Origin of the sequence: Pseudoalteromonas maricaloris, assembly GCF_024746855.1 — a bacterium.
Classification (GTDB): Bacteria; Pseudomonadota; Gammaproteobacteria; order Enterobacterales; family Alteromonadaceae; genus Pseudoalteromonas; species Pseudoalteromonas maricaloris.
The window spans coordinates 456,326-477,582 of the sequence record NZ_CP024626.1 but is presented as its reverse complement, the minus strand read 5'-3'; the positions used below and the strand labels follow the sequence as shown (position 1 = coordinate 477,582).

Annotated in this window: 19 protein-coding genes; 6 read left to right on the top strand and 13 right to left on the bottom strand. The window is 43.0% G+C overall.

Features of this window, described 5'->3' with window-relative positions; all coding sequences use genetic code 11:
- Positions 1-19: 19 nt before the first annotated feature.
- From CTT31_RS19880 to CTT31_RS19865, 4 genes are all read right to left on the bottom strand, one after another.
- Entirely contained in the window at positions 20-1,873 is a 1,854-nt protein-coding gene (locus tag CTT31_RS19880) for a monovalent cation:proton antiporter-2 (CPA2) family protein (protein ID WP_260492870.1), read from the bottom strand.
- A gap of 105 nt (positions 1,874-1,978) precedes the next feature.
- Positions 1,979-2,407 (bottom strand): GNAT family N-acetyltransferase, encoded by a 429-nt coding sequence (locus tag CTT31_RS19875; RefSeq protein ID WP_039495011.1) that lies wholly within the window; start codon positions 2,405-2,407, stop codon positions 1,979-1,981.
- Positions 2,408-2,674: 267 nt separating this feature from the next.
- Entirely contained in the window at positions 2,675-4,759 is a 2,085-nt protein-coding gene (feoB, locus tag CTT31_RS19870) for a ferrous iron transport protein B (RefSeq protein ID WP_039495009.1), read from the bottom strand.
- Between the two features lie 18 nt (positions 4,760-4,777).
- Positions 4,778-5,005 (bottom strand): FeoA family protein, encoded by a 228-nt coding sequence (locus CTT31_RS19865; RefSeq protein WP_039495007.1) that lies wholly within the window; start codon positions 5,003-5,005, stop codon positions 4,778-4,780.
- Between the two features lie 170 nt (positions 5,006-5,175).
- Between CTT31_RS19865 and CTT31_RS19860 the strand changes: the two genes are divergently transcribed.
- Positions 5,176-6,207 carry a LacI family DNA-binding transcriptional regulator gene (locus tag CTT31_RS19860; protein ID WP_260492869.1) on the top strand — a complete coding sequence of 344 codons (1,032 nt, stop codon included), beginning with the start codon at positions 5,176-5,178 and terminating at the stop codon, positions 6,205-6,207.
- Positions 6,208-6,221: 14 nt separating this feature from the next.
- Here the strand turns inward: CTT31_RS19860 and arsJ are convergent, their stop codons facing one another.
- The 4 genes from arsJ to gtfA all read right to left on the bottom strand — a co-directional run bounded on the left by arsJ (position 6,222) and on the right by gtfA (position 10,879).
- Positions 6,222-7,427: an organoarsenical effux MFS transporter ArsJ gene (arsJ, locus tag CTT31_RS19855; protein ID WP_239981343.1), complete on the bottom strand. Its 1,206-nt coding sequence runs from the start codon at positions 7,425-7,427 to the stop codon at positions 6,222-6,224.
- Between the two features lie 6 nt (positions 7,428-7,433).
- Positions 7,434-8,444 (bottom strand): ArsJ-associated glyceraldehyde-3-phosphate dehydrogenase, encoded by a 1,011-nt coding sequence (locus tag CTT31_RS19850; protein WP_039495001.1) that lies wholly within the window; start codon positions 8,442-8,444, stop codon positions 7,434-7,436.
- A gap of 21 nt (positions 8,445-8,465) precedes the next feature.
- Positions 8,466-9,224: a metalloregulator ArsR/SmtB family transcription factor gene (locus CTT31_RS19845; RefSeq protein WP_039494999.1), complete on the bottom strand. Its 759-nt coding sequence runs from the start codon at positions 9,222-9,224 to the stop codon at positions 8,466-8,468.
- Positions 9,225-9,409: 185 nt separating this feature from the next.
- A complete protein-coding gene (gene gtfA, locus CTT31_RS19840; RefSeq protein ID WP_260492868.1) occupies positions 9,410-10,879 on the bottom strand; it encodes a sucrose phosphorylase in 1,470 nt (489 codons plus the stop codon).
- Positions 10,880-11,065: 186 nt separating this feature from the next.
- Here gtfA and CTT31_RS19835 point away from each other — a divergent pair, with 186 nt between their 5' ends.
- The 3 genes from CTT31_RS19835 (at position 11,066) to CTT31_RS19825 (ending at position 15,854) form a co-directional block, all read left to right on the top strand.
- The gene (locus tag CTT31_RS19835) at positions 11,066-12,292 is read left to right on the top strand and encodes an MFS transporter (protein WP_211857190.1); all 1,227 of its coding nucleotides are present in this window, start codon (positions 11,066-11,068) and stop codon (positions 12,290-12,292) included.
- Positions 12,293-12,475: 183 nt separating this feature from the next.
- Positions 12,476-14,866, top strand: a complete 2,391-nt coding sequence (locus CTT31_RS19830) for a TonB-dependent receptor domain-containing protein (protein WP_260492960.1) — start codon at positions 12,476-12,478, stop codon at positions 14,864-14,866.
- A 16-nt stretch (positions 14,867-14,882) separates the two neighbouring features.
- Entirely contained in the window at positions 14,883-15,854 is a 972-nt protein-coding gene (locus CTT31_RS19825) for a carbohydrate kinase family protein (RefSeq protein ID WP_260492867.1), read from the top strand.
- Between the two features lie 51 nt (positions 15,855-15,905).
- Here the strand turns inward: CTT31_RS19825 and CTT31_RS19820 are convergent, their stop codons facing one another.
- Both CTT31_RS19820 and CTT31_RS19815 read right to left on the bottom strand, forming a co-directional pair.
- Positions 15,906-16,277: a hypothetical protein gene (locus CTT31_RS19820; protein ID WP_010605294.1), complete on the bottom strand. Its 372-nt coding sequence runs from the start codon at positions 16,275-16,277 to the stop codon at positions 15,906-15,908.
- A gap of 48 nt (positions 16,278-16,325) precedes the next feature.
- Entirely contained in the window at positions 16,326-16,694 is a 369-nt protein-coding gene (locus CTT31_RS19815) for a hypothetical protein (protein WP_260492866.1), read from the bottom strand.
- A 659-nt stretch (positions 16,695-17,353) separates the two neighbouring features.
- Here CTT31_RS19815 and CTT31_RS19810 point away from each other — a divergent pair.
- Positions 17,354-18,199 (top strand): EamA family transporter, encoded by an 846-nt coding sequence (locus CTT31_RS19810; protein WP_211857196.1) that lies wholly within the window; start codon positions 17,354-17,356, stop codon positions 18,197-18,199.
- An 11-nt stretch (positions 18,200-18,210) separates the two neighbouring features.
- Here the strand turns inward: CTT31_RS19810 and CTT31_RS19805 are convergent, their stop codons facing one another.
- Complete coding sequence (locus CTT31_RS19805) at positions 18,211-18,573, bottom strand: DUF6176 family protein (protein ID WP_260492865.1); 363 nt, start codon at positions 18,571-18,573, stop codon at positions 18,211-18,213.
- Positions 18,574-18,830: 257 nt separating this feature from the next.
- On the opposite strand from CTT31_RS19805, the gene CTT31_RS19800 reads away from it, so the two are divergent.
- Positions 18,831-19,775 (top strand): bile acid:sodium symporter family protein, encoded by a 945-nt coding sequence (locus CTT31_RS19800; RefSeq protein ID WP_211857199.1) that lies wholly within the window; start codon positions 18,831-18,833, stop codon positions 19,773-19,775.
- A 16-nt stretch (positions 19,776-19,791) separates the two neighbouring features.
- On the opposite strand, the gene CTT31_RS19795 is transcribed toward CTT31_RS19800, so the two are convergent.
- On the bottom strand, positions 19,792-20,229 hold the full coding sequence (locus CTT31_RS19795; protein ID WP_260492864.1) for a GNAT family N-acetyltransferase: 438 nt from the start codon (positions 20,227-20,229) through the stop codon (positions 19,792-19,794).
- On the bottom strand, positions 20,226-21,257 hold the full coding sequence (locus CTT31_RS19790) for a S66 family peptidase (RefSeq protein ID WP_260492863.1): 1,032 nt from the start codon (positions 21,255-21,257) through the stop codon (positions 20,226-20,228). The genes CTT31_RS19795 and CTT31_RS19790 overlap by 4 nt, the downstream gene beginning before the upstream one ends.

Here is a 21,257-nt window from a genome sequence, read left to right as displayed (position 1 = left end):
TTAACCTAATATTTATACGTTATTGTTCAATGGCTGGTGGTTTATCTTCACAATTTTCACCATGGCAGGTATTAAGATCTTCTTGCGCATTTTCGTCCGCCTGAAGTACCTGTTTGAGGTCAGCCATACGCTGACGAATCGCAACACCATAGCTTTCATCGTCTCCCCACACATCGGCAAGCATGTGCATAGATTCAACATCGTGTTTGGTAAAGAGGTAGCCCGCTCGTGCGACATCTTCTTCACTATGGCCCAATAACTTAAGCGCCTGCTCACCTAGCTTCACAGCAGAGACAAAGGTTTCTCGCTCAAACGCAGTGACACCCAATTTTATCAGTTGGTAGGCATGGCGACGGTCGGTCGCACGAACTACAAGTTTTAGGTTAGGGAAATGTTGCTGCGCCAACCTGACGATTTCGAGGGTTTTATCTGGCTCATCAATCGCCACGACCAGCATTTGCGCTTCGTGAGCCCCTGCGGCTTCGAGTAAATCTAATCGAGCACCATCGCCATAAAACACTTGATTGCCAAAGCGACGGAGTAATTCAATTTGGCTTGGGCTGTGATCCAAAATCGATAAATGATAACCCTGCGCATGAAGCAAACGCCCTATCACTTGGCCAAAACGCCCGTAGCCGACCACAATAACGTTTTGTGTCGCTTCCATCGTCTCTAAGCTATCTTGTTCTTGAGGAGTATTGGCCTGACGTTCAACTATTTTTTCGTAAAGAATAAAAATAAGGGGCGATCCGAGCATAGATACCGCAACAACCAGTGTGACTAACGCGACTTGATCTGGAGTTAAGATTGCTAAACTGCCAGTAACAGAAAGTAGTACAAACGCGAACTCTCCGCCTTGACACAGGGCTGCGGTAAATAACCATGTCGCTCGCTTATGCAGTGAAAACGCCGTTGCCAACAAATATAAAATAACCGCCTTTAACCCCATTAATAGCACCACTGACGCTAAAATAAATAACCATTTTTGTGCCAATAAGGAAAAGTCGATTGATGCGCCGACTGTCATGAAAAAGAGGCCAAGAAGTAACCCTTTAAACGGTTCAATATCGGCTTCTAATTCATGGCGAAATTCACTTTCCGCGAGAACAACACCCGCGAGAAATGTTCCAAGCGCTGGGGATAAACCAATGCTTTGCATCAATAACGCGGTTGCGATAACGATAAATAGCGCCACTACGGTAAATAGTTCGCGCATTCGAGTGCTGGCAATATACCTAAATAACGGCGCGGCAACATAATGCCCAGCAGCGATAATAGCCAAAATCACAAAAACAGAGATAATCACTTGGAGATAAGTCGGAAAAGCATGTAACAAATTGCCGTGACCATCACTCACAGCCAAATCACTAAATGCTAACAACGGCATAATCGCGAGAATGGGGATCACGGCTATATCTTGAAATAACAACACTGAAAACGCATTTTGACCGCCAGATTGTTTAATCAAGCCTTTTTCATTTAAGGTTTGCAGTGCAATGGCGGTAGAAGACAGTGCCAACATTAACGCAATGGCTAATGATTGCTGCCACAAAAAGCCAAGCGCTAAATCAATCGCGAAATAGAGTACAGCCGTTGTTATAACCACTTGTAAGCCACCGAGACCAACTATAGAGCGGCGCATCGTCCAGAGCCTTTTGGGTTGTAACTCAAGCCCGACTAAGAATAGCATCATCACCACACCAAACTCAGCAAAGTGCATGACGTCAGTTTGCTCCCCCACAAGATGAAGAAGATGAGGACCAATTAGGATCCCTGCCAATAAATATCCAAGCACAGAGCCAAGCCCTAGCCGTTTAGCGATTGGCACCGCCAATATCGCAGCAGCCAAATAGATAGTCGCAAGCAGTAACATAATAAAGACACCTGTTGTTGTTATCGTCTTTATTATGTTCAGGGTAAGTGCATTTATCCAGTCTTCGTTCTAAAAAACAAAATATAAGTGACTAAAATCCAGCAATTAATCTTGTAAATCCGAATATATTGTAGGATGGCAGATCTGCATCAAAATACTTGGATCTGGCACCGCTGCAAAGCCGAATTTTTCATATAGAGTATGCGCATCAAAAGTTGCCAGCATAAAGCGCCTTAAGCCTTGTAGCTCTGGATGTTCAACCACGGCTTGAACAATCGCTTTGCCTACCCCTTTACCTCTGGCACTTTCCTCAACTATCACGTCGGCAAGATAGGCAAAGGTGGCATAGTCAGTTATCACGCGACAAAAACCCTGAAACTCACCTTCATCGTCCAAATACATGAAGCTCAGGCTATTTTGAATGGCCTTTTCCAGCAATACTTTAGGCATTTGTTTTGCCCAATAAGAATTAGAGATCAGCGCATGGATAGTATCAAGGTGGCGTAAAATTAGAGGAGTATCAGTGGTTATCATTATTGTCCCAGTTAACGGCAAGAATAGAGCTAAAAATTAAGCGATTTTTAGCAAGAAGCAAAGTGAAATTTTCACAGTCATAAATCTTTCATTATTGCGTCACCCTTCCGTCAACAAAGCGGTGTAACCTCCTTTACGAAGACTCCCCTTGATTGATTTAGAGTTGTTGGCAGTGTTGACTCAGTTAACACTGCTTTTTTTTGCTTGATACCAAAACATAAAAAACGGCGCTCTAAGCGCCGCTCAATTAACCAAGCTTTTGAATAACTAACCTAAATTTATCTGATAGGTTGGTGGTTGGTTAAGTTTATTACCCAGTCTGGATAATCCTTTCCACCATGCAAATCCAAACAACAACATCGCTATAATCCAAAGCGAAGCACTCGTTGGCGAGGTGCTTAACTGACTAGCTTGGTAAACTAAAGTCGCCATGATATAAGCAATTGAGGTCGTCCAGCCAATAACAAGCCACATCCACTTACCGCCAGATTCACGTTTAATTGCACCTAATACCGCTACACAAGGTGTGTAAAGTAAGATAAAGACAAGATAACTAAATGCACCGATTTGACCATTAAATTTCGCGGCCATTGCAGTAAGTAGCACAGTGCCACTTTCAGCGCCTGACTCTAATTCATTAAGTCCTAATGGATCACCAAGGTTTGCGATAAGATCTTTACTATTGTCTACTATGGTCATCAACGCTTCTTTTAACGAAGCCAACAATGAAAACTCTCCACCTTCTTCTTCGGCACCGGTATAAAGCGCATCTAAAGTACCGACGATGGCTTCTTTGGCAAACATACCAGTCACAACACCAACCGTAGCAGGCCAGTTTTCCTCTTTTAACCCTATTGGCTCAAAGATTGGCGTGACCACTTGTGCAGCCTTCGCCAAAAGTGACTTATCTGTATTCTCATTGCCAAACGAACCGTCGGTACCAATCGAGTTTAATGCACTGAGTAAAATAACTACCATAACAATTGTTTTGCCAGCACGTTTGATAAAGCCGCTCAGACGCTGCCAAGTGGTAATGAGTATATTGCGCCAAATTGGCATATGATACGCTGGCATCTCGGTAAATGAGGGTAATTTTTGCGTTTTGAATACTTGCTTTCTAAATAAAAAGCCAGAACCTACCGCAACCAATATGCCAAGCAAATACAGACCAAAAACAACATTGGCTCCGTTCGTTGGAAAGAAAGCCGCTGCAAATAACGCATATACCGTCAAACGTGCACCGCAGGACATAAATGGCGCCATAATAATCGTCAGTAATCTATCGGACTCTCGACCCATCGTTCTTGACGCCATAACCGCAGGCACATTACAGCCGAATCCAACGATCAAAGGTACAAAAGCATTGCCCGGTAGACCAATGGATGACATCAAACGGTCAATAACAAACGCGGCCCGAGAAAGATAACCACTATCTTCCAAAATGGATAAGCACAGATACAGCACCGCAATAACAGGGATGAAGGTCGCCACTAATTGAATACCCGCACCAAAACCATCAGCCAATAACACACCCAGCCATTGAGGTGCGCCAATATCTGCTAGCAAGATTTTTACACCATCGATGAGTAAGGCGCCCACGGCGATGTCAAAAAAGTCGATAAATACAGCACCAACATTCACCGCAATGGTAAACATTAAATACATCATGGCTAAGAAAATAGGCACGCCAAGCCAGCGGTTGAGCACGATTTTATCAAGCGTTTCTGTTGTATCTGCACGTTTTGGCGTAATGATACTTACGCCATCAGCCAATTTTTTCACTGCTTGGTGACGAGCAACCGCTTTTTCGAGGGGATCGCTGCCGGCACTTTCGGTGTTTGCCGTCACAGGTGCTTTTGGAAAACGAGTGATCTGTGCGAGTTGTTCCAACAACGCTTCTTGCCCTGTACCTTTAGCACCGTGGAATGGCACTACAGGTAACCCTAACTGTTCAGAGAGTCTTTTTAAATCTAACGTTCTCCCACGCTGTGTTGCGACATCAACCATATTTGCAACAACAAGAATAGGCTTACCTAATTCTTTCAGCTGGGAAGTTAATACGAGGTTTCGCTGTAAGTTAGCGGCATCCACGATGTTAATGATGACATCGGCTTCATTTTGCTTTAGGAAGTCACACGCGATTTGCTCATCTTGGCTTGGCTCAATTTGTTCCATGCTATAGAGCCCGGGCAAATCTACCAATTCTACGTTTGTGTTTTCTAAAGCAAAATAGCCGAATTTTTTCTCGACAGTTACCCCTGGCCAATTCCCTACTTTTTGTTTAGAGCCGGTCAGGCGGTTAAATAATGTGGTTTTCCCGCAGTTCGGGTTGCCCACTAACGCAATTTTCATACGTGAGCCCTTAATAACTTATAAAACTTCAATTTCAACGAACTGTGCGTCGGCCTTACGCACACTCACAAAGGTGTCACCAATTTTCACTTGCATCGGGCATCCAAGTGGGGCGACGTTAATGACTTCTATTTGCTCACCAGGAATAATTCCAAGTGCCATTATTCGACTCAGTAACGCAGTATCTGGATGGGTAAGAGAAGTGATGGTCGCTGCGTTATTTTTGGAAAGTTTATCTAATGTCATTGATTATGAGAACAATTTGCAATAAAAGTATGGCGCATCATACCTCATTGACTATTTTCTTTAAACTAGATTGCGACAATAATCTATTATTGCTTGTTATTTAAGGTGTTTACTAGTTAAGATGGACTAAACCATTGCCATATGCCTGACTGTATTAAGGGGTCCTGCCAATGAGTAACGACAAAAAAAAATGGACGCTCAAAAGCATTGCGGCGGAATTAGGCGTGTCAAATGCAACTGTATCGAATGCTTTTAACAGACCAGATCAACTCTCTAAATCCAAACGAGAAGAAATTTTAAAAGCCTGTAAAGAATTGGGTTATTTTGGGCCTAACAAGGCAGCCCAATCGCTGCGTAAGGGCTCGTTTAACATTGTCGCGCTGGTACTACCCGATAGCGTTGAATATATGGTATCAGATCCCGTTGCGAGTAGCTTTATGCGAGGAGTTGCAAGCGTTTTAGAAGCTCAGCATATTAACCTACTACTGTTCTCAGGCACCGCAGATAATGTCGGAGACATTGTCGATTTCGTCGACGGCTTAATTTGTTATGGCCGCCCGCGTAATCCCAAGTTAATCGAGCATCTTGCGAATGTTAGCAAACAGGTTGTGACGGTTGACTTTGATTTGCCCTCACATGCCAGTATTAATATCGACAACCAACAAGCCGCCTTTGATGTAGCGAGTAAAGCACTGAACGACGATAGTGATGTTGCTATTTTTGGTTTGAGATTATTAGACACCGATTTGCTATGCCGTGTATACGAGCAAAACCTAACAGACATACAGACCTCTATTGCACATCAGCGTTATAGCGGATATCTCAAAGCCATTGGAGAGCGTGGATTAACACTTGGTGAAGACAGAGTGTGGAATATTCCTGAAAGCAGCGAAAGGTTTGCAAATATCGCCGCAAAAGAACTACTTAACCTCTCACCAAGGCCTAATACCGTACTGTGTATGAGTGACTTAATTGCACTACCGCTGTTAAGAGAAGCCAAAAAACTTGGTGTAAAGATACCACAGGAGCTTAAAGTCGTTGGTTTTGATGGCGTTGATGAAGCGCTACGCTTTAGCCCTAGCCTAACTACCATTCATCAAAATAGTGAAGAAAAAGGCCGAGAAGCAGCCAAACTCTTCTTAGATAAAAGCGATGATAAAGTAATGCTTGGCTATACCTTAAAAATGGGGCAGAGCTGTTAATTGCCCCCTATCAATTAGACTCGCCTGGGTAATCGGCAGGAAATGATCCCTGCCAACAACAACATCACACTTGATACCACTAAACAAGCCACCAAACCATACTCCAAAAAGATCCAACCTGATAGCACAGTACCGAGTAATCGCCCGATAGCGTTCGCCATATAATAGAAGCCCACATCAAGTGACACTCCATCACTATCGGCCAAACTCACAATAAGATAGCTGTGAAGAGATGAATTGATAGCAAACACAAAACCAAAGAGCAAAAGTCCACCTACTACGGCTAAGCTTGTCCAGAGCTGCGCTTGAAGTGAGATTGCAATCAACAGCGGAATAACCGCTAAATACAACGCCCATCCGCTGACTTTACTTGGTGTTGATGCAAACGTATCACGACTAATAAATCTAGGTGTTGTTGATTGCACGATGCCATAACCGATAACCCAAGTAGCCATAAAACCACCAACCCACCAATGATCCCAACCGAACTGCTGCGATAAAAAGACAGGAAGCGCAACCACAAACCAAACATCCCGTGCGGCAAATAAAAACAATCGCGCGGCTGACAGCATATTAATTGCTCGGCTTTTTGAAAATACATCGCTAAATTTGGGTTTGCTTTTAGCCTTGCCTAAATCGCTTTTTAAGCTAATAAGGCTAAACAACCACACTAATAGCAACATGATTGCCATCAACCACATCGCACCAGTAAAGCCAAGTAAGGTAAGCAACAACCCGCCAAGAAAAAATCCGACGCCTTTTAGCGCATTCTTTGAGCCGGTAAGTATTGCCACCCACTTAAACAAGGTCCCTTCTTCACCCGATTTTACGATGGCCTTTATCGCACTTTTGGCACTCATTTTATTGAGATCTTTGGCAATACCTGAGAGCGCCTGTGCTGCCATAACATAAGGCACGGTGAGCCAGTGCGTTGGTGCTACCAACATCAATAATGCCACTATTTGTATGCCTAACCCAATATTCATGGTGCGGTTTAAGCCAATGCGTGCGCCAAGCCATCCTCCAATTAAATTGGTGACAACACCAAAAATTTCATAAAAGAGAAATAGCATGGCAATTTCAAGCGGGTTATAACCCAATTGATGAAAGTAAAGCACCACCAACATTCTGAGCGCACCATCCGTTAAGGTAAACGCCCAATAGTTGCCTGTCACAATGAGGTACTGCTTGATATCTTGAGGTATATTGCGCAGCTGCATAATGTCTTATTCGCCTAACGACAATCCGACTTTACGTACTAATTCCGCGGTACGATTTGCATAACCCCACTCGTTGTCATACCACACGTACAGCTTAACCTGAGTACCATTAACTACCATTGTAGATAACGCATCGACGATGCTAGAGCGAGGATCCGTTTTATAGTCAATAGAAACTAATGGTCTTGATTCATAACCTAAAATTCCGTTAAGCTCATTAGCAGCAGCTTGCGCCATCCAGTGATTAATCTCTTCCACTGTAGTTGGCCGCTCGACCTCGAACACGCAGTCTGTTAATGAAGCATTCGCCAACGGAACACGAACAGCATGACCATTTAGCTTACCTTTTAATTCTGGAAAGATATGGGTAATAGCAGTCGCTGAGCCCGTTGTTGTCGGAATTAAACTCATACCACAGGCCCGCGCACGGCGTAGATCCTTATGTGGCGCATCCAAAATGGTTTGCGTGTTGGTGATGTCATGAATAGTTGTCATCGAACCATGCTTTATGCCGATATTTTGTTGCAATACTTTTACGACTGGTGCTAAACAGTTCGTAGTACAAGAAGCGGCCGTAACAATTTGGTGGGGCATGTCGTCGTATAGATGGTCATTCACTCCCATCACGATATTCAATACTCCTTCTTCTTTTACCGGTGCCGTAACAACAACACGCTTAACGCCTTGATCTAAATACTGTTGCAGCAAAGCTTTGGTTTTCATTTTTCCGGATGCTTCGATCACGACGTCACATTGAGACCAGTCGGTTTGCGCAATCTCTTTGTTTTGAGTCACCGACAACACAGTTTCACCTATTTGGATCTGTTCATCTTGAAAAGACACACTGTGATGCCATTTACCATGGACAGAATCAAACTCTAGCAAGTGTGCTAGGGTTTCTGCATTGCCCGCAGGATCGTTAATTTGTACAAACTCGATTTCAGGCCAGTCAAAGCTAGCGCGAAGCGCCAAACGCCCCATTCGACCAAAACCATTTATCCCTACTTTAATCGTCATAAGAACTCCAAAATCTAATTATTAGTTACAGCAAGTTGCCATGCGTGTTGGCCGTTCGCCCATCGCATTTAGCCTCACTAACTCAGCTTTTATATAATCTGGTTGATGCATAACCGTGGCGTTTATCACCGCCTTCATCCATAGCGGTAGCGTTGGGTTTATAGAATAAAATACCCATTGTTTTTGCTTGCGATCACATAGAATTCCAGCCTTCTTCAGTTGCGCTAAATGCCGTGAAACCTTGGGTTGGCTATCTTGTTCAAGCGCAGCCATTAGCTCGCAAACACATAGCTCACCTTCCACCATCAACATGGCAAGCGTTTTTAAGCGGATCTCATCCGCTAGGGATTTATAAAATTGCAAGGGTGTAAGTAGCGTATGTTGTGGCTTACCTTCGCGTAGTAGGGAAATAACTTGTTCATTGATGTCGAACAAGGTTTGCTCATAAGCGTTATTGCGACTTCGCTCAGCTGGACTCGCAATATCCCACGCAAGGACATGTTCTCCTTGCAGTTTACCTTCGCATTCAGATTGCACTTCAGAGCATAAAGTTACCACCACATCAAAGTGTTCGTCCTTATACTCATTGAGGTGTTTACTGTACAGATTGTCCGTATTAATCCCTAAACGGCGTAGCATTGAAAGCGTAGTCGCATTCACAGTGCTTGGCTTAGTGCCTGCACTATAGGCATGAACATCCGAACCGCCATGAAAGTTAGCTAGCGCCTGTGCTAAAATTGACCGCGTTGAGTTTCCAGAACAAAGAAAAAGTATCTTCATTATCGCATAACAAATTAATTATATAACTTTATTATTATATAGCTAATCCACTATGTCAATTACGCTTTGTTGATATTTATCTATACATAGCAGCTCGCCTAAGATTGCGAGCCGCTACCAAGGATAATCGATGTTGAGGTACTTAAAGCGAGCTTTCTACGCGCAACTTTGGCTCCTAGCTATGGTTAGGAAAGCAGCGATTGAATGTTATAGCTCTGCTCTGTGGCGTTTTCAGAAGTTTTAATCATGGCTTCATCTTTTGCGAGATCAACTCGCAACTCCGCCTTTGCATTATTGCCCTCCCAAGTTATAACCAGATTTGAGCCTTGGCATGTTAATGCAAAATTGCCATCAAATGCGCAGCAAGTATTACGCAGTTTAATTAGTGTTTGCAGACCCTTCACCACAGGTTTATCGAGTGCGGCTTCCACCATCGCTACATCCAAATAAGGGCGGTTGATATCGCGTCCAACATTACTTTTTTCTAGGAGCACCATGTCATTTTCCATCGCCAATAGACCACCGTAATAAACTTGTGGTACTCCAGGGCAAAAGAACTGAACTGCTCTTGCTACCAAATAATAAAAATCATGCTTCCCTAAGGCTTCATAATAACTGCAATTGACTTGATACAAGTCGACATTGCTCGCTGCAGCGCCGGTTGCCTTGCGACTTTGGCCTTTACTGTTGCTATGGATCTGCTCAACCAAAGCATCAATTTGATTGGCATCGAGTAACCCTGGTTTATCCCCTTCAGGCCCCGCGTCAATAATGCCGATTCCGTCATGAGTATCCAGCACGGTTAGACAATTACGTGGCGCAATGTCCAACCACTTGGCTAAAGCCGAGAAATCTTTATTGAATAAACTGTGTAAAATAAGCGGAGGGAGCGCAAAGTCATAAACACGGTCGACTTTGCTGGCAACCTCTACTTGAGTTTTGTAATAACTGTGAATTTCGGCAATGGTTTCCATACCAAGCTCATTGGCGCGCTTAGATAATTGATTGATAAAAGCAAAGGCCTCATCAGTCATAAAACAGCTGGTATTTGCGCGTTTGATTGCATATCCTGCGGCATCTAGTCGAATAATTTTCACTCCACTGTCTGCAAACAATGTTAAGACTTTTTCTAAATAAGCGCGTCCCGCTTCTGACTCAACATTAATATCAATTTGGTTATCAGTAAAAGTGGTCCAAAAATCCACAATTTCGCCACTCGCTAACGCCTTTTTAGAAAAGCAACTTCCCGGCCTCGGACGATAAATTGCTTGCGCTTGTGCTTGCGTAATCCCATTAGGAAAGACATCTTTCTCTTTTAAAAACATCGACCAAAACGGTGACTTTTGGCCATGAGCCAGCACGTCTGCAAATTCTGCTGACTCTCCTGATACATGGTTAACAATAAGATCTGCCATTACCTCACAGTGCTCGGCAATCAACTTAATATGTTGCCAATCACCCAATCGTTCGTCGACTTTAGCATGGTCAATCGGGTCAAAACCTGCGTCACTACCATCAATTGGATAGTAAAAAGGCAAAATGTGGACACCACCAAATAGTCCAGCTAACGGGCCCGTTAGTAACGTATTTAATTGTGCAAGGCCGCCGCCAGACAGGCGATCAGCATACGTGATCAACTGAACTTGGTTTTTCATAATTTACTCATTAAAAAAGTTGAGACTTAATCGATTAAGTTATATCTTTAATCATGAACAAACAATAATCAAGTTTTATCGTAGCGTTCTACTAAAAATAATTCGCTTACTGCAGATTAGTATTACACTCAGTCTTATGTAAAGAAGTAGACCAGCTACATAACAAAGCCCTTCAAGAGGTGAACAATGAGCAGCAAGTCGAATCACACTCAGCTCAACACGTTGCGCTGGTTAACTTATATGATGTTTTTGATGTTTGCGATGACATCAGACGCCGTTGGCGTGATCATTCCAACACTGATCAGCGAATATCAACTTAGCATGACCCAGGCCAGCGCCTTTCACTATGCGCCAATGATTTTAATTGCCTTTAGCGGCTTATGTTTAGGGTTTTTGGCAGATAAAATAGGCCGTAAGCTCACGGTGTTAATTGGCCTCATACTATTTTCATCCGCATGTTTTCTGTTCGCACTGGGTGAAACTTTCACCATGTTTTTAATGCTTTTATGTGTTATTGGATTAGCCATTGGCCTATTTAAAACAGGGGCCCTCGCCCTTCTAGGTGACATTTCTGACGGCGCACAAGAACATACTCAAACCATGAATAAAGTCGAAGGCTTCTTTGCCATCGGCGCGATAATTGGTCCTGCAATTGTCAGTTATCTATTGATACAGGGGGTGAGTTGGACCTATCTTTATGTGCTTGCTGGTGGGCTGTGCTTAATACTCAGTATCGTGACTTTAAGCACTGACTTTCCCAAGTTTAATACCGCAAATGCACAAAACAATGCAGGCCTATCTCACACGGCAGCGATGCTCAAGAACAAATATGCACTTGGCTTTTCCCTCGCCATAGCACTCTACGTTGCAACTGAAGTCGCAATTTATGTCTGGATGCCCACTTTATTACAGGATTACCAAGGTGATTTAACTTGGCTTGCAACTTATGCGCTCACCATCTTTTTTATTTTGCGTGCAATAGGTCGCTTTATGGCTGTATGGTTACTCGCTAAGTATCGTTGGCAAAGCGTAATGCTAACGCTGAGCTTTGCTATATTTGTATGCTATTTTTTAACTTATCTTTATGGTGTTAATGCCGCTATCTATACGCTCCCGCTAAGCGGTTTATTTATGTCTATGATTTACCCAACATTAAACTCAAAAGGGATCTCTTGTTTTGACAAAGCTCAGCATGGCTCTGTTGCTGGTGTGATGTTGTTCTTCACCGCGCTTTCTGCTGCGCTAGCACCACTTCTGATGGGCATGGTAAGCGATTACTTTGGCCATGTTAGCTATGGCTTTATACTTGCGACTGGGTTTGCATTTTTACTCTTTGCGGCCATGTTGTACAACTGGTTAAAGGACCCTGCCCGCTTACCATTGAGCAAAAACGCTAAGTTGCAGCGAGTGTAACCCTTCCGACCACAAATTTTTCGCGGGTTAAAATTCATAAAAACCAAAGCATTAAAATTTTGTTTGAATTATTGATTAATTTTTAATTACAACCAAATTAAATTGTGCTAAAAATAAACTTAATCGATTAAGCTTATTTTTAATAGACCGCACGAGTTTGACAACGATAACAAGAGGCAAATGATGACAACAATCAAAACCACCCTATTTACACTCAGCGCACTCACGCTTGCAATCTCTCACTCGGCGGCCGCTGAAGAAAAAGCACACACAAAACCTGCCGATGGCTTCGAGAAAATAGTCGTAACGGGTGTTCCAAAGCGAACAACCATTATGGAATCGAGTGTTTCTGTTAGCAGCATAGGGCTGGAGCAAATCTCTGTTGCAACCCCCAGAACTACCGCTGAAGCATTCAAACTAATTCCTGGTGTAAGATCAGAATCAACCGGTGGTGAAGGTAATGCAAATATCGCTGTACGTGGTCTTCCTGTCGCATCCGGTGGCGCTAAATTTTTGCAGCTACAAGAAGATGGCTTGCCTATTTTGCAGTTTGGTGACATTGCTTTTGGTAACGCCGATATTTTCATGCGCCTTGATAATACCGTGGAGTCAATTGAGTCTATTCGTGGTGGCTCGGCTTCGACTGCCGCCAGCGACGCTCCCGGAGGCATTATTAACTTGATTTCAAAAACGGGTGAAAATGAGTCAGGCAGTGTTGCCACCACGTTTGGTTTAGATTATGACGAGTTTAGAACTGATTTTGAGTATGGGAGTTATTTAAGTGACGACATAAAATTTCATATTGGTGGCTTTGTGCGACAAGGTGAAGGCCCACGTGACACCGGCTATACCGCAAATAAAGGCGGCCAACTCAAAGCCAATATCACCAAGGAATTTGAAAGTGGCTACGTTCGTTTGTATATAAAACACCTTGATGATAAAACAGCAGGCTACCTTCCTATGCCTATGTATTCTAATGGTGACTCCATCAGCGGCTTTGATGTCCTGTCAGATACACCTCACTCTGTTTATTTCACCGCCACGCAAGGCTTAGGTGGTAACAATCAAATTCGTCAAGGGGATATGCGAGACGGAATGCACCCTGTTGTTGATAGTATCGGCTTTGAAGCAAATTTCGAACTAGGTAATAACTGGCAAATCGAAAACAGGTCCAGAAAGTCGAGTATCTCAGGCACATTTATGTCGCCTTTCCCTGCCGAGGTCGCTAATAGCCAAGCAATTGCCGAGAGCATAGCCGGTACAGGTGCAACACTCACCTTTGCCAACGGACCAAAAGCGGCTCAAGCGTTCAATCAAGCACTGCTAATGCGCGTTCATACCTTCGAAGTGGAAATGAATGATTTCGACAACATCATGAACGACCTAAAGCTCACCAAATCATTTGGTACTGACACGTCACTCACCTTCGGCTATTTCATGTCATCGCAAAATATCAATATGTCTTGGTTATGGAATTCATACTTGCTCGAGCTTAAAGGAGATAACGCAGCGCTTGTCAACGTGGCCGCTGCGGATGGCACAGCATATTCTGAAAACGGATTATATGCCTACGGTACGCCCTATTGGGGAAATTGCTGTCAGCGCAACTACAACACTGAATACGATACTCGTGCCCCATATATCGCCTTTTCAACAAAGCTCGGCGATATTTCAGTTGATGCGAGTGTGCGTCATGATTCAGGTAAAGCGACAGGTACATTTGCAGGTGCTGTAACATCTCGTGTAGATATCAACCGTGATGGCACTATATCAAAGCCAGAGGAGCAAGTTGCAGCCATCGATCTCGCTAACCCCAATGTGGTTAATTACGATTGGAGCTACACAAGTTACTCTGTCGGCGCAAACTACCAAATGACCTCAAGCAGCGCCATATTCGGCAGATTCAGTGAGGGCGGTCGTGCAAATGCAGACAGACTATTGTTCGGTAAAGTGAATATTGATGGCAGTGTTGCTGATGAAGATGCTGTGGATGAAGTGACACAATATGAATTTGGTATCAAACAAAAGTTTGAACAAGGTCGTCTATTTGCAACTTTATTTTACGCCGAAACAGAAGAGCAAAACTTTGAGGCAACCAGCCAAAAGTTCTTTGACAGGCAATACGAAGCACAGGGTATTGAACTTGAAGGTGTCTATTTTATTGGCTCCTTCGACTTACGAGGTAGCTTAACTTGGACCGATGCTGAAATCGCAAAAGATGCACTCACTCCCGAAGTCGAGGGTAACACGCCAAGACGGCAAGCTGACTTTGTTTATTCCTTATTGGGTAAATATAACTTCGATCAAGGTGCTATCGGTTTAAGCCTCATCGGCACCACTGACGCGTACGCACAAGACAACAACGAGTTAAAATTTGACGGTTACACTCAGGTCAACGCGTTTGTAAGTTATGATCTGACTGAACGCTTCAATATCGCGTTAAACGTAAACAATCTCTTTGATACCACAGGATTAACAGAAGCCGAGGAAGGTGTAATTCCAACTAACAATATTATTCGCGCTCGCAGTATTAACGGCAGAACTACGTCTATCACTTTAAAATACCGTTTCTAAATTAGGGGTAGTAGTTATGCAATTAACATGTTTTGGCGAGATGCTTATTGATTTGTTACCTACCGGCGACGGTAGCCTTAACCCTATTGCTGGCGGCGCTCCAGCGAATGTGGCGGTAGGCTTTGCTAAACTTGGTGGCAGTGCTCGGTTTGTGGGAGGTTTTGCTGAAGATCCCTTTTCGCTGCAATTAAAATCAACCTTGGCGCTATATGCTGTTGGAACCGAATATTGTGTATCCATAAAAGGAGCGCAAACCGCTTTGGCTATCGTCCACCTAGACGCTCAAGGAGAACGAAGCTTTTCGTTTTACCGCAACAGTACCGCTGATATTGCAATCCGCCCAAAAGACTTTGAGCATTTGCAATGGCCAGATCACGGGATATTTCATTTTTGCTCCAACACGCTTACCGATGCAGAAGTGACAAGTACCACCATGGCGTTATTAAAGTCTGCTGCGGCTCATAATCAATTAATTTCATTTGATGTTAACCTGCGCTTGAATCTATGGCAGGACTTATCTTGCTTATCCGAACGTATAGAGGCTTGCTACCCCTATGTCGACATATTAAAAGTGAGTAAAGATGAGCTGAGATATCTTGCTGAAGAAAAGAACATGAGAGAGGCTAGCTATTTAGATTGGTTACTTAGTGTCGGCGTACAAGCGGTGATCTCAAGCGATGGGCCAAACCCTTGCAGTGTATTAACAGCTAAAGACTTTTATTCCGTCGCCTCTCCTACTATTGATGCGGTTGATACAACCGGCGCTGGGGATAGCTTAATGGCAGGGTTTCTATTTCAACTCAGCCAACATGGGATCTCAAAAGATACACTAGTGCAAAACTTCCCAACCGTAAAAAAGGCACTTAGCTTTGCTGTGAAATGTGGTGCGTTTACTTGTGAACACAAAGGTGTCATGCCCTTTATGCCAACGTTTATAGATGTGTCTGAACGGTTTTCTTCCTTCAACCCTGAGGCTTTGTTAGGTTAATACCTAAAGCGGGAAAAGGCTTTCCCGCTATTTTATTATAAAAGTCGAGGCTTAAAACCCTGTTTCATAGTCAATATGAGCAGAGTTTGTCGTCTCGTATGTACCATCAGTATAAAGAATAGTTGCAGTCGCATTGTACTGACGATAAGCACGAATGGTCATGTTACACGTAGTACCACCGCTGCAGCTCGCATCACCATTCCAAATTACTTTACTAATCGCTTTAGTGGCATTTGCGATATAGAATTTACCAGAAGTTGAATTACCGAAAGAAAAATCAATTCCAGAACAATAGCTAGTATTGTTACCCCACACATTACCGCCTGATTTCACGTTCAAAGAGCATTTTAAATCTGCCGCTTGTGAACTAAAAGACAGACCACCTAGTACAACCAATACTGAAGCAATTAATGTTGATTTCATTATTATTTCCTTTAATTAAGAATAAGTTAAGTAACTTTTAGTGACCAGTTAGTGACCAGTTTCATACGAGATACGTGATACATTCGTTTCTTCGTATGTGCCATCTTTGTATAAAATAGTCGCCGTTGCTGTATGTGTTTGATACGCATAAACCGTGAGTGCACATTCAACACCACCAGAGCAGCTAGCATCACCATTCCAAATCACTTTATTAATCGGTTTGCTGATATTCGTTAAGTAGAACTTACCTGTAGTTGAGTTGCCAAATGAGAAGTCCATACCAAAGCAGGTTTGTCCGTTACCGATGACGTTGCCACCTCTTTTCACTTGTAGGTCGCAATTCAACTCTGTTGCACCAACGCTGCAGGTGCCAACTAATGCAGTAGCTGCAAGTATCTTAGTTATTTTTTGTTTCACCTTGATCTCCTTATATTTATTATGTTAACAACCAAGAAACCTTGGTTAAAAATCAAACTACACAATAAAAATAAAAAATTCAATTATTTTAACTCATAAAAAACATAAAATTCACAAGAGGTTCAGAATGCATTAAATCGAGCAAGTTCATGAGAAGTGATATAAACGGTGAAGAGACAAGCTATAGAGAGTATCGAAATAATAGACTAAATAACCTGAGCTGCGGATAATTAATGCCTTTCTAGCAGCCAGTTTTAGCGCTAACTGCGTTGAATTCACTTCCAATAGCCAGCTATTGGTGCGTAAATTCGCCTTGCCTACAGGATGTAGGTACCTTAGCGAGAGCAGGACGCGGAAGCGGTGTTTCCCTAAAACTCTCTGGCTAGACAAGGAGAAAACTAAGTTGTGCTTTAGCAACAATGAGTTGGAACATTCCTTATCCAAACCTCAGGTTAAATAAAAAAAGGCCGCAGCGGCGGCCAAACACATCATGGGTAAAACAATGAAGGGATGTAAGTGTGAATACACGAGTCATTCTATGTGAATAATCATAAATTAAAATCACATTATAATGATTGTTATCATCGCTTTTTTCGAATGGTCTATTTCTGCTACGCTCGTGATACAATCGCGAAATTAAAAACTACAATGAATTGTCTATGCCATTACTTTGGATTGTTACTTTACTTTGGGCGTTCTCATTCTCTTTGATTGGTGTTTATTTGGCAGGCCAAGTCGATGCTTGGTTTAGCGCTTTATCTAGAACCTTACTTGCAGCAATTGTGTTTATTCCATTTTTGAGATTGAGTTCAGTGAATAAAGAGTTGATAATCAAGCTGATGGCAATCGGTGCAATACAGATTGGTCTGATGTATGGCTTTTACTATCATTCTTTTTTATACCTAAGCGTCCCTGAAGTGTTGCTATTCACTGTGATGACACCCATCTATATTACTGCACTCAATGACTTACTAAACCGCTCGTTCAATGCCACCTTCTTGCTGTCTGCGCTCATAGCTATCGTTGGTGCAATCACCATTAGATTTACTGAGCTTACTAGCGACTACCTTTTTGGCTTGCTACTAGTACAAGGCGCAAACCTTTGCTTTGCGATAGGCCAAGTAAGTTACAAACGCTTAAGTAACCATTACCAGCTGGTACACCATCAAAGTTTCGGTTTTTTCTTTATTGGTGCGTCCCTCGTGCTCGCCGTTGGATTTATGTTATTCGGCAATACCCAGCAACTCCCAAGTACTAATCTACAATGGGGAATACTGATTTATTTAGGCTTGATTGCTTCAGGCGTAGGATATTACGTCTGGAACTTAGGACTGACCCGCGTCTCGGTGGGTGAACTCGCGGTAATGAACAATGTGCTGATCCCAGCTGGGATAATTGTCAATTTGCTGATTTGGAACCGAGAAGCTGACCTCGTTCGCCTTGGTATTGGCAGTGTCATTATTTTTGCGGCGTTGCTCTATAGTAAAAGCGGTGCAAAAGTATAACCCTTTTTTACTTATTTACCGGGTTCGACAGAGTCAAACTCCATGTGTGAATTGAAACACGCCAACGCTTCGATATCTTGATATGGCTCTGTTGACCAACATGCTTTTCTAAAACGCTCATACACTTCACGAAAAGGTGTACAAATTAGCTCAGATTCATCCATCATAATACAGCTAAAGTCTTCGGACTTTATTACAATATAAAGATACTCTCTTCCGCCTTCTTCAGCAAAAAATACGGAATCCCAAAAGTAGCCTTTCTGTCGCATTTCTTCCCTTGGAAACGCGATATTATCCTGCATATAAGCAAGTAATTCATCCACTTGAGGGCGAGTATTCAAATTTAATTTTACCTTTAGCAGTTTTGTTTCCATGAAATAAGATTACCCCCTCCAACCTTTAACCATTTTGCTACTGAGCATACTTTCCTTCATTTTTTATTCCTATTTTCTACTTATCATTTTCGTAGTAACGACTATACCTAATTCCCTCAAACGGGCCCAACTATAAATTCGTAAAATGTAACAAATTGTTTTACCTAAGATAACCATTAACGCCCACGAGCCAGATCTCTGGAGTTAGGTGTTTGACGAAAATTTCGTTAATATCTAGAGAAAAATAAAGTAAAAAAATGATGACAAGAATCGTACAACTATTCCCTCTTTGGGCCATTATTTGCTCAGTAACCGCTTATCTTTTTCCAACTCTATTTAGCGCGTTTAAAGGCAGTATTATTCCGTTATTAATGTTGATCATGCTGACAATGGGGTTAACCCTCACTACAAAAGACTTTTTACGCGTGCTCGACAATAAAAAAGCCATTTGCGTTAGCGTGCTGCTTCAATTTACTGTGATGCCGAGTGTTGCCTACTTAATTGCAACCACCATGAGCTTAGAAACTGACCTATTAATTGGAATGATTTTAGTAGGCACGGTTGCTGGCGGCACGGCAAGTAACGTTTTGTGTTATCTCGCCAAAGGAGATGTCGCGTTATCGATTTCTATGACCGCGATTAGTACTTTACTCGGCGTGTTCTTAACGCCACTACTAACCACATTGATGATAGGCCAGGTGGTTGATATTCAGTTTTCTGATATGTTGGCGAGCCTGCTAAAAATTGTGCTATTTCCTGTGGCTGTGGGCGTTGCTTTCAATACCTTGCTTGCCAAGCCACTGGCGCATTCTGTTATCAAAACAACTCCGATACTGCCTTTACTTTCAATGCTTTCAATCATTTTTATCATTGCGGTGATCGTTGCTCTTAATCAACCAAAACTTCAAAGCATCGGGCTCGTTATGCTGGTTGCAGTGATCCTGCACAATACTACAGGGCTACTTTTGGGCTATTTCATTCCGAAACGGCTCGGTTTTGACGAGAAGGTATGTCGCACCATGGCCTTTGAGGTGGGTATGCAAAACTCGGGGCTTGCCGTCGCACTTGCTATGAAGTTCTTCACTCCTGCAGCGGCCGTAGCAGGTACCCTATTTTCTATTTGGCATAATGTCAGCGGCTCGATATTAGCAGGAATATGGCGACGAAGCGCCACCAGCTCATCTGATAACAATAAAGCCTAATATCAAAGGTTAGGCTTTATTGTAATTGCTTATAAAAGTGAATTTTGCAATCCGATGAGCCGTTGATTTGTTCACATTTTACAATCTGGTAATCGCGGCTTATTAACATCAATAGCATGTTTTTGAATAGGTTTCTCGACTTTACTCTAATGGCGCTATAGCCTTGCGCTTTGCACCAAGTTTCTTGCATCACCAACAACTGCTTGGCAATACCTTTGCCACGATATTCGGGGATGACCGCGCCTAACCAGCTATAAAACTCGTTATTTGGCAGTTCGTGGCCCAGCTTATATCCAACAGGCATACCTTGAGCGTACGCCACCAGCAACAAGTGCTGTTTATCTCGCAGTTTGTCTACGACTTCCTCACCCTTTCTTGGCGTGGCAAATTCAGGAATTTGGTTTTCTATCGCTAAGAGGTCATCTATCGAGCCGACTTTATATTCTAGATTCATATTAATGTCTGTGTAATAGTAAAGGTATCGCCAACAGTCACTTCGGCATAAGCGCCGTTAATCAGCGTTAAATTCGGCGCTTGATGGCCTATATCCACATCGTATAGCACGGGGAAATCGCAACCAGTAAGGACTTTTTGCAATGCATCTAGGTGCGTCCAGTCGCTATCTTTTGCTAGTGGCTCTGGATTTCGACCAATCAAAACTCCAGCGACTTTCGAAAACCAACCTCGTAAATTAATACTTTGCAGCGCACGATAGTATGCCGCTGGCGGCATTTCACCATTTTCAAAATATAAGATAATCGACTCATCAGGGTGCGCCTGTGAAAAAGCGTCCAGATCAAAATATTCCGTACCAGCCAATAACATGTGAATATCCAAACAGCCGCCTAATAATCGACCAGCAAACTGCTGACGATGATTGCCATTGGCCAAAATACGCCATTGAGTGCTCGCGGACAAGTTAAATCCAGCATCGGGAAAATCAACAAAATTGAGTGGCTCAGCTTCAAAATGTGTCGAGGGAAACTGCGTAAAATAGTCATTAGGCGCACGCCTCAAATGGTTAAAAAGTCCAACCGTTAATGCGTCTTGTTGATGGACATTTAATTGCATAAGGTTAGTTGCATGCACACTTGCCCAGCCTAGTTTGCAAGTCACTGCGCTCAGCAAAGTACTGACATCAGAGAAACCGATGAGCCATTTTGGCGGAGCATGCGCCAACTTTTCCCAATCAAGCAATGTCAGTAAATCCATTGCAATTGCACCGCCCCATGGCGGCATAATCGCGTCTATTGTGTCATCGAGTAAGTATCCCATAAGCTCATTAGCACGGATTTTGACATCCGCGCTAACGTAGTTGTGGTTATCTCGCAGGCATTCACCAACCTCGAGTTCAAAACCTTGTTGCGCGAGATAATCCAAAGCGTTGTCTAATCTCGCGTGCATAGCAGCAGGTACGCCCGCTGAGAATGCAGTGATCGCAATTTTACTGCCCGCTTTCAACGGTTTGGGATACTTCATCAT